We start from the raw sequence: 15,773 nt of genomic DNA on the forward strand, positions 1-15,773 counted from the left end.
TGTAACCCTTTGATTTGCAATGAAAAAAAATATATATATCGCAGCCCTTAGCATACTATTGCTAGCTTCCTGCCAAAATTCCCTTGACCTTTATCCACTTGCGGAGCCGTCGGCTGAAAAGTGGTATTCCAACGAAACCGAAATCCAACTAGCTCTCAACGACCTCTATCGGATTGAGTTTTGGCAATGGGACGAAGACGGAACGAGCGTCAATTACATTTCGGATGATGGTTTTTATCGTCAAACCCTTACACCTGTCAAAGCTGGCACCGTGACGAGCCAATGGGCATTTTCGACCACGCTTTGGCGCAACTCTTATAAAGCCATTGCTCGTGCCAACAGAGCCATTGTAGCCTTAAATAGCCCCGAGACCAAGGCCAAAGTAAACCAAGCAAAATTGGATGTGTACTTAGCAGAAGCGCGGCTGCATCGTGCGGCCCAATATGCCAAATTAGTAAACAAATTTGGAGATGTAGTTTACAGTGACAATGTAATCAGCATCGAAGAAGCCTATACCAAAGGCCGTACCGATAAAAAAACAGTAAGTGCCAAAATCTACGAAGATTTTGATTATGCCATTGCCAATTTGCCCGCGAGTTATGCTGCCTCGGCGGTAAAGCGTGCTACTAAAGGCGTGGCAATGGCTTTGAAAGCGCGTTTTGCTCTTTATGAAAAAGACTATAAAGTAGCTAGCGATGCTGCTAAAGCCTGCATGGACTTAAACCAATACGTTTTGCATTCGGACTATGCCAATTTGTTTTTGCAAAGTACAAAAAACTCACGGGAGGTCATTTTTTCCGTTCCTCGTTCGCTAGAATTAAAAGTAACTACAGGGCCAACTTCGGATATTATTAGTCGCAATTCAGGCGGGTTTGCCGCAGCTAATCCTTCATGGGATTTGTTTTGCTCATATCTCTGCATTGATGGTAAAACCATTGACAAGTCGCCGCTTTATGACCCACGTAACCCCTTCAAAAACCGCGACCCTCGTTGTACGGCTACCATTGTTGAGTTTGGGCAGCCTCACTTAGGATTTATCTATGACCCACACCCCAACGCGCTGCAAGTTACCCGCCTGAGCACCAATACCAAAGTCACTAACAACGACAACCGCGCCAATGCTCAATTTGCTTCTTTTAACGGATTGATTTGGAAAAAAGGAGTCGATGATTCGTGGCTGCTCAATGGTCGTTTGATTGAGCCTGAGCAAATTATCGTTCGGTACGCCGATGTACTTTTAATGTATGCTGAGGCAAAAATTGAACAAAATCAAATCGACAAATCGGTATTGGATGCCATCAACTCTGTAAGAGCAAGAGCCTACAAAGTGGCGCTTACGGCTACTACATCTTACCCTGCTATCACTACTACCAACCAAGCTGAGCTACGGCGTGAATTGCGCATGGAGCGACGGATGGAGTTGGCCTTTGAAGGGCTTCGCTATATGGACATTGTGCGCTGGCGGATTGCGGGCAAAGTCCTCAATCGTCCCATTTATGGTATGCTCGATCCCGTAGATTTACGTAGTAAAGTGGTGGATAAAAATCTGTGGTTTTTTCCGGGTACGCCTAGAATTGATGAAGACGGTACTCCTGATTTTAGTGAAATGGAAAAAACAGGTCTTATCAAAAACTTGGTTCCTACTACTTGGAACGACCGGCAGTACTTATGGCCTATTCCTACGGCTGAGATTCAAATCAATTCCAATATGAAGCAAAACGACGGCTATTGATTTTGCTTTTTAGCGAGCCTGCCTCTGCTTTTCGCAGGCTCGTTTTACTTGTCTATTCCTTCTCCATATCGTTTAAGAAAATGAAACAAAATTTTTTCAAATATTTTGTTGTAGGGTCGTTTTGTGCCTTGCAAACCTACGCCCAAAATGCGCCTTCAGTGAGTGGCGTCTTTCCAAACTTAGCGATGGTTGCCAATCATAGCCCGCGTACTGAAGCCGGTACGGGAGGCCTGATGCCTTGGGCCAATCGATTGTGGATTATTACTTATGTAGCCCATATGACTCCCACTGGTTCAGGAACAGGGTTGTATGAAATCAATGATAAAATGGAATTGAAAAAACGAGCCGAAAGTATCGTAGGTACGTATGCCAATCGTTTCATTCATGCTTCTACATATCAGTTGATCATTGGGCCGTATGTGGTTGATACACTTGGCAATGTAAGACTCATTGAAGGCGTAAAAAAATACCGCTTGGCTGCTACGATGGCACACTTGACAGAACCCACCAAAAAGGTTTATTTTTTGTCGATGGAAGGTGAGTTTTTTGAAACGGATGTGACTACCTTAGAAACAAAACAGCTTTTCAATCTTATGAAAGAGCTAGACGAACCTGTCGGTTCAAAACCCCATTTTAAGTCGGGTTTTACCAAACATGGAAGAGTAGTAGTGACCAACAATAGCTACAACGAAAAAGACTACAACGGCTCTTGGGCGGCGGGGCGGCTGGCCGAATGGGACGGAAACACTTGGAAAATTCTGGAAAAAACGGCTTTTACGGAAGTATGGAGTGCCGGCTCTTTTGGTCAACCTATGATTGCGACGGGCTGGGACAAAGCCTCGGTGTTGATGAATGTCTATTTCCCTTCTACTAAAGAATGGAAACGCTACCGATTGCCTAAGGGAAGCCGTACTTTTGACGAAACGAGTTGTACCGAATGGATGCGAATCCGCGAAGTAGAGACCGAACGCGCCTTGATGGATTGCCACGGATTGTTTTACGAAATTGGATACCACACTTACGGCAATCAGCTTTGGGCTATCAAGCCTATTTCTTCCCACCTTCGTATCATTCCTGACTTTTGCAGTTGGCGCGGAATGCTGGTATTGGGAGGGAATCAAGCCACTCCCATGCGTTTTAATAGCGGCATTGACAACAATCCCTTGGCGGGTCAACCCCAGGCGGGTCTATGGTTTGGCAAGACTGACGACCTTTGGAGTTTTGGTAAATTGCAAGGAGAAGGCGGTGTATGGCTAGATTCAGAAATCAAAAAAGGTCAACCTTCGGATCCATTTTTTACTTTTAACTTCAACAACAAATCGCTGAATTTGTGGCACAATAGCAGCCTTTCAGTCAAATTTGACCTTGAAGCGGATATCGTGGGAGACGGGAATTATCGCAGATTTCAAACGATAATCGTCAATCCAAAAGAAAGTAAAAGTATTGATTTGCCCGAATCATTTAACCCTAAATGGGTAAGATTGGTGAGCGATAAAGATTGTGTCGGAACAGCTTATTTTACTTTTAAATAACTCATCTTTAATATGTACAAATTAGACTTCAAATCTCTTACGGTAGGAATGGCAACGGCCGTTTTGGCTTGTGGCTTGGCGCAAGCCCAGCCCAAATCATCTTACCGACAAATCAGCGGTATTTATCCACACCTTGCTTATTATAACAACGAAGGAGAATGCGGCACAGGTGCAGTCGTCCCTTGGGCCGGAAAGCTTTGGGTCATTACCTATGGGCCGCATTTACCCTTTGGGTCTTCGGATAAGCTTTACGAAATCACCCCTGATTTGCACAAAACCATTCGCTCGGAAAGCATCGGCGGCACGCCTGCCAATCGGATGGTTCATGCCGAAAGCAATCAACTTTTTATTGGCCCTTATGCCATTGGTAGCAACGGAAACGTGCGGACGATTCCTTATACCCAAATGCCGGGGCGCCATACGGGCAATGCTCGCCACCTTTTTTCGCCGGCTTCCAAGATTTATTATGGTACTATGGAAGAAGGATTTTATGAGGTAGATGTCAAAACCTTAGAATCCAAGCTTTTGTACCAAGACGGAAACGTTAAAAACAAGAAAGAAAACGATGTCGCCAACAATCATAACGGAGCCCTCCTGCCCGGAGCGCATGGGAAGGGTTTGTATTCGGGGCAGGGAGTAATGGTATATTCAAACAACGGCGAACCTGGCCCACAGGCATTGAAACAATTTGACATTGAAGCGGGTGTCTTAGCCGAATGGAACGGAAAAGATTGGAAAGTAGTGCGTCGCAATCAGTTTGTAGAGGTAACAGGACCGGGGGGAATTTATGGCAACAAAAATCCCGAAACCGACCCTATTTGGGCTACAGGTTGGGACCACCGTTCGGTACTTTTGGCGGTACGTGATAGTGGCAAATGGGCATTTTTTAGGCTTCCTAAGGCAAGTCATAGCTATGACGGGGCGCATGGGTGGAACACCGAATGGCCACGTATCAGAGACATTGGTACAGCCCAAGCCCCTGACTACTTGATGACGATGCACGGAATGTTTTGGCGTTTCCCTCAAACATTTTCTTCTAAAAACACCGCAGGCATTCGCCCACGTTCGGCTTATTTGAAAGTAATCGGAGACTATACCCGTTGGCAAAATGGCCTCGTGTTTGGTTGTGACGACTCGGCTCAAAAGGAGTTTTTGAACAAACGCAAAGCGAAAGGTAACATCGAAGGGCCGGGGCAATCAAATTCTAATCTCTGGTTTACATCTATTAATATGCCTGACCAATTAGGTCCCAATACGGCCCAAGGTGCGATTTGGCTCAACGACAAAGTAGAGGCAAATGTGGCTTCTGATCCGTTTTTGTTTGCAGGCTGGAAGCAGCGCATCGCTTGGATGAGCAATGCTGGTACTGAAGACGTGACTTTTACTTTTGAAGTAGATACCAACGGCAAAGGAAGTTGGAAATCTTTAAAAACAGCTTCCGTAAAAGCAGGACAAGCTACCTCTGTTTCTTTTGCGGCCTCTGAAGTAGGGGAATGGATTCGGGTAAAAACCAACAAAGCTACCACGGCTACCGTTAATTTTAATTACACCGATGAAAGCCGTTTTACTACTGCTAAAGACAAAATATTTGACGGACTGAGCAATATCAATAGTGCCAATTACAAAGCGGGGCTCTTGTATGGTTTGGGAAAAAATCGCCGTCAATTGGGTATTTTGGCCGGAGATTTTGTGAATGGACAATTTAGCGAAAGCGGCTATTATGAATTGGATAGTGCGCTCAATCTGATTCGTAAAGAAGACGCTGCTACGGCTCAGTTTATCCGCAAAGAATTTGCGATTCCCAGAGATGTAGTCACCATAGATGAGGCTTCTGTGTTGATAGTAGATGATGCAGGGCGTCGCTGGCGTTTACCTAAAGGGAATGAGGCATTTACTGCCAAAACAAAGAGTGCCTCTTTGCGGATTTGTCGGGAAGTAGCTACGGAGCGTGACTTGATGAATGTACACGGTACTTTTTACGAACTTCCCGCCGAAAATGCCGATGGTTTTGCTAAAATGCGCCCTGTGGCGTCTCACTCATTGACGATTCACGATTATGCTTCTTATCGAGGGCTGTTTGTTTTGACGGGCTTGGATGCTCAAACCCCCAACAGCAATCACATCATTGCCTCAGCTGATGGAAAAGCCAAAGTATGGGCAGGAACTATCGATGATCTTTGGAAATTGGGCAAACCTACTGGACAAGGTGGGCCTTGGAAAAATAGTCAAGTAACGGCCAATACACCTTCAGACCCTTATTTGATTGGTTTCTATGATAAAAAAAGCCTCAAGCTTTCGCATAAAGCTACCGAAGCAATCACTTTCACCATCGAAGTAGAACCGATTGGGCATGGTCCTTGGATGACTTACAAAGAAGTAACGGTAAAACCCGGTGAAACCTTTGAGCATACTTTTGGTAAAGATTTTCAGGCTCGTTGGATTCGTTTCAAGGCTAATAAAGCTTGTGAGGCTACGGCTTGGTTGATGTATCAGTAGTGGGCTAGACTAAACCCTAAACTAAACGCTTAAACTAAACGCTGGCAACGTTTGGAACGTTGCCAGCGTTCGCCTTAATTTTCAACAGAGAGTAAGATAATTTTAAGGTTTGATAACGATAGGTTTGATTCACATTAATCCCCGATACCATTGTGTCGGGGATTTGTTGTTTTAACCCCGGCAACGTTCCAAACGTTGCCGGGGTTAGCTTCTGTAGTTTATTTTTTCTCGAGCACCACCACATTTTCGACGTGATGCGTATGGGGAAACATGTCTACGGGGCGCACACGCTTCACGGCGTATTTTTCATCTAGCCATGCCAAATCGCGTGCTTGAGTGGCTGAATTACAGCTTACATATACAATTTTCGTAGGTTCCATACGCAGAAGCGTACGCACTACAGGCTCGTCCATACCTGCGCGTGGCGGGTCTGTAATCACGACATCTGGGTGGCCGTTTTCGGCAATAAATGCTTCATTTAAGACATTTTTCATATCGCCCGCATAAAACTTAGTATTATGAATGCCATTGATTTCAGAATTGATTTTGGCATCTTCAATCGCCTCAGGAACGTATTCTACACCCACGACGGCTTTGGCTTGTTTGGCCACAAAATTAGCAATCGTTCCTGTTCCCGTATAAAGGTCATATACGTGTTCTTGGCCTGTCAGTTGAGCAAACTCCCGCGCTACTTTATACAATTCATAGGCTTGGTCGGAGTTGGTTTGGTAGAATGATTTGGGACCTACCCTAAAAACTAAATCCTCCATACGCTCCTCAATGTACGGCTTACCAGCATATAAAACCACATCTTGGTCATAATAAGAGTCGTTTCCTTTGGTATTGACGATGTATTGTAGAGAAGAGATTTGCGGAAAAGTCTCGGCCAAAAATGCCATTGTAGCCTCAATATCTGACTGGTTAGGTTCGGCAAATTGCACAATTACCATTACGTCGCCCGTATTGGCGGTTCGCAAGATTACGTTTCTTACAAAGCCTACGTTATTTTTTTGGTCATAAAACCGAAAACCCTTTTGGAGTGCAAAGCTTCTCAATTGATTACGGATTTCGTTGGAAGGGTCAGGTTGGAGATAGCATTTTTCAATGTCAAGAATGCGGTCGAAGCGTTTAGGGATATGAAAGCCCAAAGCATTACGCTCCAACTCAGATCCCGAATTGATTTCATTGAGCGTAAACCAGCGCAGATTAGAGAAAGTAAACTCTAATTTATTACGGTAGAAAGTAGTTTTGTCGGAAGGTAAAATCGGCTCGATAGGAGGAAGAGCTACCTTGGCAATACGGTGCAAATGATCGCTTACTTGCTGCCATTTGAATTGAAGTTGTTCTTCATATTTGATATGTTGCCATTTGCAGCCACCACAAGTCCCGAAATAATCACAAAAGGCTTCCGCTCTTTTGTCCGAATACGAGTGGGTTTGAATGACTTTTGCTTCGTAAAACTTCTTTTTTTTAAAATTGAGAATTTCTACATCTACTACGTCACCGGGGGCGGCATTGCCTTCGATAAAAACCACCGCGCCATTGTGGCGTCCGATACATTTTCCTTCTGCTGCAAAATCTTCTATGAGAAGATTCTCAACTACTTGTTTATTTTTTTTGTAATTTTTCATCCGAATTTTGTATATACCGTTATCCCATGCCCAACCAATCTCTTGTTCTCATACTGTAAGCAACGTGAAGGTGGATTGTTGCGTAAAGTAGATGAGGCGTAAGATAAGTGAAGCGACAAAAATACAACGAGAACTTTAGCCCTAAAACCTTATGAAAAAAATTATACTTGGAGTAGTATGGATTTTGTTTTGGATTCCTTTGATAAGTAATGCTTCGCACATAGTAGGAGGAGAGATAGAGTTTTATCCCACCAACCGTTCTACCAACCGTTTTTATTTAGGGCTTAATCTTTATTTTGATTTAATCAACGGTAATACTGCCGCAGAAACTAATACCATTCGTCTTTATTTTTTTAGAAAATCAGACAATGAGCCCATGGGAAGTGTAGAACTACCCAAAACAACCCGTAAAATAATCAATTATACCAACCCTAATTGTACAAGTGGAAGCTTTGGAGTACAAACTTTGTTATTGCGTTATTCTTCAGAAATAATCATTAATGCTCAAAATTTTGATGATGCTAGAGGTTATTATATTGTTTGGGAACGTTGTTGTCGCAATACTACTATCTCCAATATCTTTAGGCCGGGTGACACGGGGCAGACATTTCATACCGAATTTCCTGCGTTGATTAAAAATGGCCTACCCTATACCAATTCTTCTCCCCAGTTTGAAGAACTCAAAGGTGATTATATTTGCTTGAACCGGCCCTTTACTTTCGATTTTGGTGGTAAAGATGCTGATGGGGATAGCCTAGTGTATTCACTCACCAAACCGTGGGCGGGTTACAGTAGTCCTAGTTCTGCCCAACCTATCCCTATTGGAAGTAAGGTATATCCCGAAGTGCAATGGGTGGCTGGAATAGACAATCAAAACATGATTCCGGGGAATCCTTCTTTATACATCAATCCCCAAACGGGAATGCTAGGTGTAACGGCTTCGCGGCTTGGGTTATATGTGTTTGCGGTGCTGATTGAAGAATACCGCCAAGGAGTACGGATTGGGGCAGTGAGGCGAGAGTTTCAGTTGAAAGTGGTGGATTGTCCCCAAAATGCTAGTCCTGTGGCGTTGTTTCGAGAAGCTGGCAAGATAAACTTTTATAAAAAGGGAGAGCTGTTGACTATCAAACGCGACCAATCCAAATGTTTGGATATCATGATTACCGACGGAGATGCCAATCAACGCCTCTCTATCAAGACTATAGGGGTGAATTTTGATGATAAAAGCGTGACAGTCAATCCCGTAACTTATACTACCAAATCTACCACAGATACCCTTAAAGCCCAGATTTGTTTTGAAAAATGCCTTGAAAGCCGCAACAATACGCCTCTCGTTGTAGCTATTGTGGTGAGTGATGACGGCTGCCCTCAGCCACGTACCGATACGCTGAGCTTGAGGGTGTTTATTGAAGGAAATGCCAACAATAACCCCGAAGCTTCTACGGACTTAGCCAACAACCGAGCTAGTATACCCCAAGGAACCAACCTGGCCTTTAAAGTCACAGGGGCGGATAAGGATAACGATGATTTGATATTGGAAGCCAAAGGAAGAGGGTTTGAGCTGAATCAGGTAGGTATGTCGTTTAGCAATGGCACTGGAAAAGGCACAATCACACAGCCCTTTAATTGGAATCCGCCTTGTAATGCCCTTGACCGTGAGTATGTTGTCGATTTTGTAGTAACAGATGTAGGCTGCAACCGACAAGTAAAAGATACCGTAACAGTAAGGTTACAAGCCTTTGCTAGGGCTAATAATAAACCCTCTGTATCGACCAATCTCCCCGCCAATCAACTTATCAATGTACCTTATCCGACCAGCGAAGGAGACAATACCATCAGTTTCGAGGTGTACGGCGATGACCTTGACAAAGCCGACCAACTCAAGCTATACGCACAAGGGAAAGGATTTAATTTGAGTCAATATTCCTTAAAATTTGATGCTAAAAATGGCTTACCGCGCTTGACATCGCGCTTTGATTGGACGCTTACTTGCAGCCAATTTGCGGATTTAGCGGGCAAAGACCTTATCATTAATTTTATTTGTGAAGACAATAGTTGTGGACCCGTCAAAACCGATACTATGGCCGTTACACTACGCATGGCCAATATTCCCGATGTACAAATTGTAGAGTCCAAGATACCCAATGTAATTACTCCCAACAACGACGGTAAAAATGACTGTTTTACCGTTGACGGTATTTCGGATGTGGCTTGTGGACCCCAATTTTTGCAAGTAGATATCTACAATCGCTGGGGTAAATTGGTGTTTTCTGCTACCGATAAAAAATTCAAATGGTGTGCCGAAGGACTAACTACAGGGACTTATTTCTATGGATTAAGATTCACAGATAAAACCATTAAAGGCACACTGACCGTGGTCAAATAAATTACATCGCAAAAAGGGCGATAATTTTATCAGCGAGCAGTTCTGCGGTAAAATCGTGGGTTTCGTCAGGATAGAAATAGTATCTGTGTTTGACGCCCATAGTTGTCAGTTTGAACTTTAGAAGCTCGCCTTGCTCTCTAGGTACCACCGCATCTTTACCACCGTAAAAAAGCAAAGTGGTAGGTGCGGTGCTTTTGGCTGTATAAAAAGGACTCGCTTGGTAGTAGGCATCTGGATTTTGCTCAAATGTAGTTCCCAACAATTGTTGAATTGATAAATCAAGACCTGTTTGACGTAGAGGCTCAGAAGACAAATCAGTAGGAGCTACAATCCCAACCACACCTTTGATTTGGCGTGTTGTATCTCTGGCATAGGCGTATTCTAAGGCTAAATGCCCGCCGGCACTTACACCCCCAATCGCAAAAGCTCCTGTCGTAATATTAAAATTGGTTGCTTTTTGGTGTAAATGATTTATGAGGAGCTTTATATCGTTGAGTTGCTGCTCCAGACGGATGCCTTTGGAAGAAGTGAGCCGGTAGTTAGCATTGACGATTGTTAGGTTTTTTTTCTGCGCCATCAAAGCCCTGACCGTGGGAAGTAAAAAAGATTTGTCGCCTGCGCCCCAAGCACCACCATGAAGCAATATCAAAACTTCAGAAGGTTGTTGATTGGTACTGTACGGATAATAAATATCGTATCGTTGGCTTGGGTCGGAGCCATAGGGTTGGTTGAAATCACCTTGGTAGTCTGTAATTTCTTCATCAATAGTAGAGGGAGTGACATCATTCAGATGGCAACTTATCAGTCCCCATAGTAGCCAGCCTCCTATTAGATACTTTACGATTCTCATAGATTTATGCAATTTCAAGGGCAATATTATGGAAAAGCTAAAAAATAGCAATAGAAAGTTAGTGTACGGCTAGTACTCATGTTTATATACGAAATAAGTGAGTTAACTGATTTGGGATGAAATTTAATTTTAGGAGTAGGTTCTTTATGTAACAATAAGAATGAATTTAGGTGCTTCATTTTAAGTGTTTTAAGGCTAGGGCGCATTTTAAAGAAGAAGAAGATAATGTAAAAGGAGTTATCAAAATCGCGGTAATTTTACCAACTTTGGGGCTTTAAATAGCAAAAAAATAACCCTTATGTTTTCACTTACCAATAAAGTCGCCCTTGTCACTGGTGGAGCTAGCGGAATCGGTCTAGCGATTACTGAGCTTTTTGCCCAGCAAGGTGCCTATGTACATATTTTAGAATTAAACATCGACCAAGCACAACAAGTAGCCAACCAACTCACCGATAAAGGATTACAGGCCGAAGCACATGCCTTGGATGTAGCCAATCAAGAGAATGTAATGCAGGTAGTGACCGAAATTACCCAAAAACATCCGATTGATATATTGGTCAATAATGCGGGTATCGCCCATATTGGGAAAGCCCACACGACACAAGCAAGCGATTTTGACCGTATCATCAATGTCAATGTCAAAGGAATGTACAATTGCCTTTTTGCGGTTATTCCGCATTTTTTATCTAAAGGGGGAGGGGTGATTCTCAATACCGCATCGATTGCCGCATCGGTGGGTATTCCCGATCGCTTTGCTTATTCGACCAGTAAGGGTGCCGTGATTGCGATGACACTCTCGGTAGCCAAAGATTATTTACACGACAATATCCGCTGCAATTGCCTTTCGCCGGCTCGCGTGCATACTCCTTTTGTGGATGGTTTTATTGCAAAAAATTACCCAGGGAAAGAGCAAGAAATGTTTGAAAAGCTTTCAAAAACCCAACCAATTGGGCGAATGGCAAAACCTAGTGAAATCGCGGCTTTGGCGTTGTATCTGTGCTCAGATGAAGCAGGATTTATTACGGGTTGTGATTACTTGATTGATGGCGGTTTTGTAAAACTCAACAATTGAGCAAGAGGACGTTGAAAATTAATAAAAAGATAAAGCAACTGTATCCAAGACTAAAAAGAGTTTTTTTTCTTTTAGGATGGGCTGTGATAGGTATCATAGTCGAAACACAAGCACAGCCCATTGATCTTAAAGAAGTCGATTCATTGTTTCGGCAGGGCAAACATGCCGAATCGGAAGTACTTTATGAAAAGTACTTGTCTGAACTCAAAAATACGACCGCAGTTCCGCTCACTATCTATTATAAATTGGCTTTCATAAACGAAAAAAAGAATCATTATGCGAAGGCTTTGTACTATCTGAGTATGATATACAATCGGCAGCCTCAGCAAAATATCCTCAACAAAATCAATGAGATTGCAGCTGCTCACAATTTGGAAGGTTATGAAGTCGATGATTTTAGTTTTGTCTTCCTTTTTTTTAGAAAATACTCCCTCTATTTTACTTTGTTTTTGTTGGTGGTGGGTATTTATACCTTTGGGGTATTAATTCAAAAAAAAATAAAGGGAGAAAGTATAAGAAATCGTCATAAATGGGTAGTGGTGATTTACTTACTGACGCTACTCTTACTGCTCAATCTTCCTGATAATTACCAAATTGGTATTGTCAATAAAGAAAAAGTGTACCTACGCGAAGCTCCCTCGGCAGCGGCTCCCGTAAAAGAGTGGATAGCCCAAGGAAATAAGGTGACCGTGATAGGGCAGTCGGACCAATGGCTGCGTATTTGGTGGGAAAACCAAACTTTATACGTCCGAAAACTTGACGTATGGGCGGTGCAGTAGGTGAGATTTTTTGTGAAAATATTGTATATTCACAGATAAAATCCTAAAATTGCAATCAAACAAAATAAAAGCAGCAATTTCCATGAAAAAACTGAAACAAGTTTTACCCATTTTAGTCGCCCTTTTTACGGTAGGCGTAATGATAGGTTGTAAAGACACGGGGCCACACACCAATCCTGAGGTTAAATTTGAAGCGACGCTAAGTGGTGCTAATGCAGTTCCACCAGTACAGAGTAGTGCTACAGGACGTATGGAAGGGGTTTATAACAAAGATACAAAAACCCTTACTTATACTATTACTTATTCTGGTCTTACTCCTACATCTGGAAGTTTTCATACAGGACAAAGCTATGAGGAAGGTCCAGAGGTGCCAGGCGGTTTTGGCGCAAATCCTACTTCCCCTATATCAGGAAGTTTGGTACTTAACCAACAAAGAGAAAACCAACTATTTGCGGGGTTGTTTTATGTAAATTTAAAATCAGTTGCCTATCCAAAAGGTGAAATCCGTGGACAAGTTAATATGTCTGATTTTGTGACTTGGAAAGCCAATCGCAAATAAAAAATAGTTATATATAGAAGAAATTTACTTGAAAAGCTGCCCTAGGGCAGCTTTTTTTATGTCCCGATTTCTTGTAGCGGCGATTAAGAAGAACGCCACTGAAGGATAGCAAATGGCAAAAGAAACAAAAAAATAGCGAGGTCATTGACCTCGCTATTCAACTATAAAAAGTAGTTGTTTGATCTAGCTTATTTAGAAACTTGAGCACGAATGATGTTGAGCGCGCCACCAGCTTTAAACCACTCAATTTGCTGCTCGTTGTAAGTATGATTTACTGAAATTGCTTCAGAGGTTCCGTCAGCGTGGTTGAGCACTACTGTAAGAGGAATACCCGGAGCAAAATCATTCAACCCAGCGATGTCGATAGAATCATCTTCTTGGATTTTATCGTAGTCAGCAGGATTAGCAAAAGTCAATGCAAGCATTCCTTGCTTTTTGAGGTTGGTTTCGTGGATACGGGCAAAAGAACGCACCAAGATAGCGCGGACTCCTAAATGGCGTGGCTCCATAGCAGCGTGTTCGCGTGATGAACCTTCACCGTAGTTTTCGTCACCGACCACGATAGAACCCACCCCAGCAGCTTTGTACGCACGCTGAACCGCTGGCACAGGGCCATATTCTCCGGTCAATTGGTTTTTGACGCTATCGGTTTTTTCATTGAAGAAATTGGTCGCCCCGATGAGCATATTGTTGGAGATATTGTCTAAGTGACCACGGTATTTCAACCAAGGCCCTGCCATAGAAATGTGGTCAGTAGTACATTTACCTTTGGCTTTAATCAAAAGTTTCAAACCTTTGATATCGCTACCTTCCCAAGCTGAAAAAGGCTCAAGCAATTGTAAGCGGTCAGAAGTAGGGCTCACGATTACTTGTACGCTGCTACCGTCTTCGGCAGGAGCTTGATAGCCAGCATCTTCAACAGCAAAGCCAGCAGGTGGCAATTCGATACCTTGGGGTTCATCTAATTTGACGGCTTGGCCTTCTTCGTTGATAAGTGTATCCGTAATAGGATTGAAGGTCAAGTCACCCGCAATTGCCAACGCCGTTACGATTTCGGGAGAAGCTACAAACGCGTGAGTGCTTGCAAAGCCGTCGTTACGTTTGGCAAAGTTACGGTTAAATGAAGTAATGATGGAGTTTTTGCGGGTAGGGTCATCCATATGACGTGCCCATTGGCCGATGCAAGGTCCGCAGGCATTGGCTAGTACAATTCCTCCAATAGACTCAAATTTGGCTAAGATACCGTCGCGCTCGGCTGTATAACGAACTTGCTCCGAACCTGGAGTGATGGTAAACTCTGCTTTTGCTTTGAGTTTTTTGGCCGCTGCTTGAGAAGCCAACGATGCTGAGCGGGTCATGTCTTCGTAAGAAGAGTTGGTACATGAGCCGATAAGCCCTACTTCTAAGCGAGTAGGCCAGTTGTTTTCTTTAACTGCTTGTCCAAATTTAGAAAGAGGCCAAGCCAAGTCAGGCGTAAAAGGACCATTGACATAAGGCTCCAACTCCGACAAATTCAACTCAATGAGTTGGTCATAATAAGGAGCAGGGTTGGCATATACTTCTGGATCGGAGCGGAGGTGCTCTTTGATGCCATCGGCAGCTTCGGCTACTTCTGTGCGCTCAGTAGAGCGGAGGTAGTCGGCCATTTTTTCGTCATAAGCAAAGATAGAAGTTGTAGCTCCGATTTCGGCACCCATGTTACAGATAGTACCCTTTCCTGTAGCTGAAAGGCTATCAGCACCTTCTCCGAAGTATTCTACGATGTAGCCTGTACCACCTTTTACGGTAAGTTTACCAGCTACCCACAAGATAACGTCCTTGGCAGAAGCCCAGCCGCTTAGCTTACCAGTAAGGTGAACCCCAATAAGCTTAGGCATTTTCAGTTCCCATGCCAAGCCAGCCATTACATCACAAGCATCAGCTCCACCCACGCCGATCGCAATCATACCAAGACCGCCAGCGTTTGGAGTGTGAGAGTCGGTACCAATCATCATACCACCCGGAAAAGCGTAGTTTTCTAACACTACTTGGTGGATGATACCCGCTCCTGCTTTCCAGAAGCCAATACCGTATTTATCTGATACCGAAGCTAAGAAATCGTAAACTTCTTTATTTTTATCATTGGCGATTTTCAAATCTTCTACGGCACCTACTTTGGCTTGGATAAGGTGGTCGCAATGAACAGTCGAAGGAACCGCAACCTTAGGACGACCCGCTTGCATGAACTGTAAAAGCGCCATTTGAGCGGTAGCATCTTGCATAGCTACGCGGTCTGGGGCAAAGTCCACATAATCTTTGCCACGAGTATAAGGACTAGAGGGAGTGCCTTCCCAGAGGTGAGAATAAAGGATTTTTTCAGAAAGTGTTAGCGGACGACCAACAGCTTTACGTGCGGAGTCAACGCGCTCGCCCATGCGAGCATAGACCCCCTTGATCATATCCAAATCAAATAACGCCATAGTATTTAGAGGGATGAGTTAATTTCAGGCATAAAACTACGAACTGAAAAGCAAAATACGTGCAAAAACTTGCTAAATAGTTGTAGAAAGTATCTAATACGAGAAATTTTAGGGGCGGAATTGGGCATATTTGAAGCATACTCTCATAGTTGTAAGTTGTTCATTATCATACTATCTATTTTAGAGGTAGGATAATGAGCACAAAACTTTAATAAGAGAGCGATTCAAAGGATGCCTTGAGCAGCCAGCAAAATGAAAAATAGGGTAAGAGATGAAA

General features: G+C 43.4%; 10 protein-coding genes. 7 read left to right on the top strand and 3 right to left on the bottom strand.

All coding sequences use genetic code 11. The features are described from left to right. The first annotated feature begins 19 nt into the window (after positions 1–19). The 3 genes from G563_RS0127360 (at position 20) to G563_RS0127370 (ending at position 5,760) form a co-directional block, all read left to right on the top strand. Positions 20–1,732, top strand: a complete 1,713-nt coding sequence (locus tag G563_RS0127360) for a RagB/SusD family nutrient uptake outer membrane protein (protein WP_028668141.1) — start codon at positions 20–22, stop codon at positions 1,730–1,732. 80 nt (positions 1,733–1,812) lie between these two features. Then, positions 1,813–3,264, top strand: a complete 1,452-nt coding sequence (locus G563_RS0127365; RefSeq protein ID WP_211235318.1) for a hypothetical protein — start codon at positions 1,813–1,815, stop codon at positions 3,262–3,264. Between the two features lie 12 nt (positions 3,265–3,276). Beyond that, positions 3,277–5,760: a hypothetical protein gene (locus G563_RS0127370; protein ID WP_028668143.1), complete on the top strand. Its 2,484-nt coding sequence runs from the start codon at positions 3,277–3,279 to the stop codon at positions 5,758–5,760. Positions 5,761–5,978: 218 nt separating this feature from the next. On the opposite strand, the gene rlmD is transcribed toward G563_RS0127370, so the two are convergent. Next, positions 5,979–7,391: a 23S rRNA (uracil(1939)-C(5))-methyltransferase RlmD gene (gene rlmD / locus G563_RS0127375; protein ID WP_028668144.1), complete on the bottom strand. Its 1,413-nt coding sequence runs from the start codon at positions 7,389–7,391 to the stop codon at positions 5,979–5,981. Between the two features lie 151 nt (positions 7,392–7,542). Between rlmD and G563_RS0127380 the strand changes: the two genes are divergently transcribed. After that, complete coding sequence (locus G563_RS0127380) at positions 7,543–9,777, top strand: T9SS type B sorting domain-containing protein (RefSeq protein ID WP_028668145.1); 2,235 nt, start codon at positions 7,543–7,545, stop codon at positions 9,775–9,777. A gap of 1 nt (position 9,778) precedes the next feature. On the opposite strand, the gene G563_RS0127385 is transcribed toward G563_RS0127380, so the two are convergent. Beyond that, positions 9,779–10,627: an alpha/beta hydrolase gene (locus tag G563_RS0127385; protein ID WP_028668146.1), complete on the bottom strand. Its 849-nt coding sequence runs from the start codon at positions 10,625–10,627 to the stop codon at positions 9,779–9,781. A gap of 298 nt (positions 10,628–10,925) precedes the next feature. On the opposite strand from G563_RS0127385, the gene G563_RS0127390 reads away from it, so the two are divergent. The 3 genes from G563_RS0127390 to G563_RS0127400 all read left to right on the top strand — a co-directional run bounded on the left by G563_RS0127390 (position 10,926) and on the right by G563_RS0127400 (position 13,037). Further along, the gene (locus tag G563_RS0127390) at positions 10,926–11,699 is read left to right on the top strand and encodes an SDR family NAD(P)-dependent oxidoreductase (protein ID WP_028668147.1); all 774 of its coding nucleotides are present in this window, start codon (positions 10,926–10,928) and stop codon (positions 11,697–11,699) included. An 83-nt stretch (positions 11,700–11,782) separates the two neighbouring features. Next, positions 11,783–12,478, top strand: coding sequence for an SH3 domain-containing protein (locus tag G563_RS0127395; protein ID WP_157585644.1), 696 nt, complete (start codon positions 11,783–11,785; stop codon positions 12,476–12,478). 82 nt (positions 12,479–12,560) lie between these two features. Next, the gene (locus G563_RS0127400; RefSeq protein ID WP_051211247.1) at positions 12,561–13,037 is read left to right on the top strand and encodes a CHRD domain-containing protein; all 477 of its coding nucleotides are present in this window, start codon (positions 12,561–12,563) and stop codon (positions 13,035–13,037) included. Between the two features lie 188 nt (positions 13,038–13,225). Here G563_RS0127400 and G563_RS0127405 read toward each other — a convergent pair whose 3' ends face one another. After that, positions 13,226–15,496, bottom strand: coding sequence for an aconitate hydratase (locus G563_RS0127405; protein ID WP_037328371.1), 2,271 nt, complete (start codon positions 15,494–15,496; stop codon positions 13,226–13,228). Positions 15,497–15,773 lie beyond the last annotated feature (277 nt).

Origin of the sequence: Runella zeae DSM 19591 (assembly GCF_000423565.1) — a bacterium.
GTDB lineage: Bacteria > Bacteroidota > Bacteroidia > Cytophagales > Spirosomataceae > Runella > Runella zeae.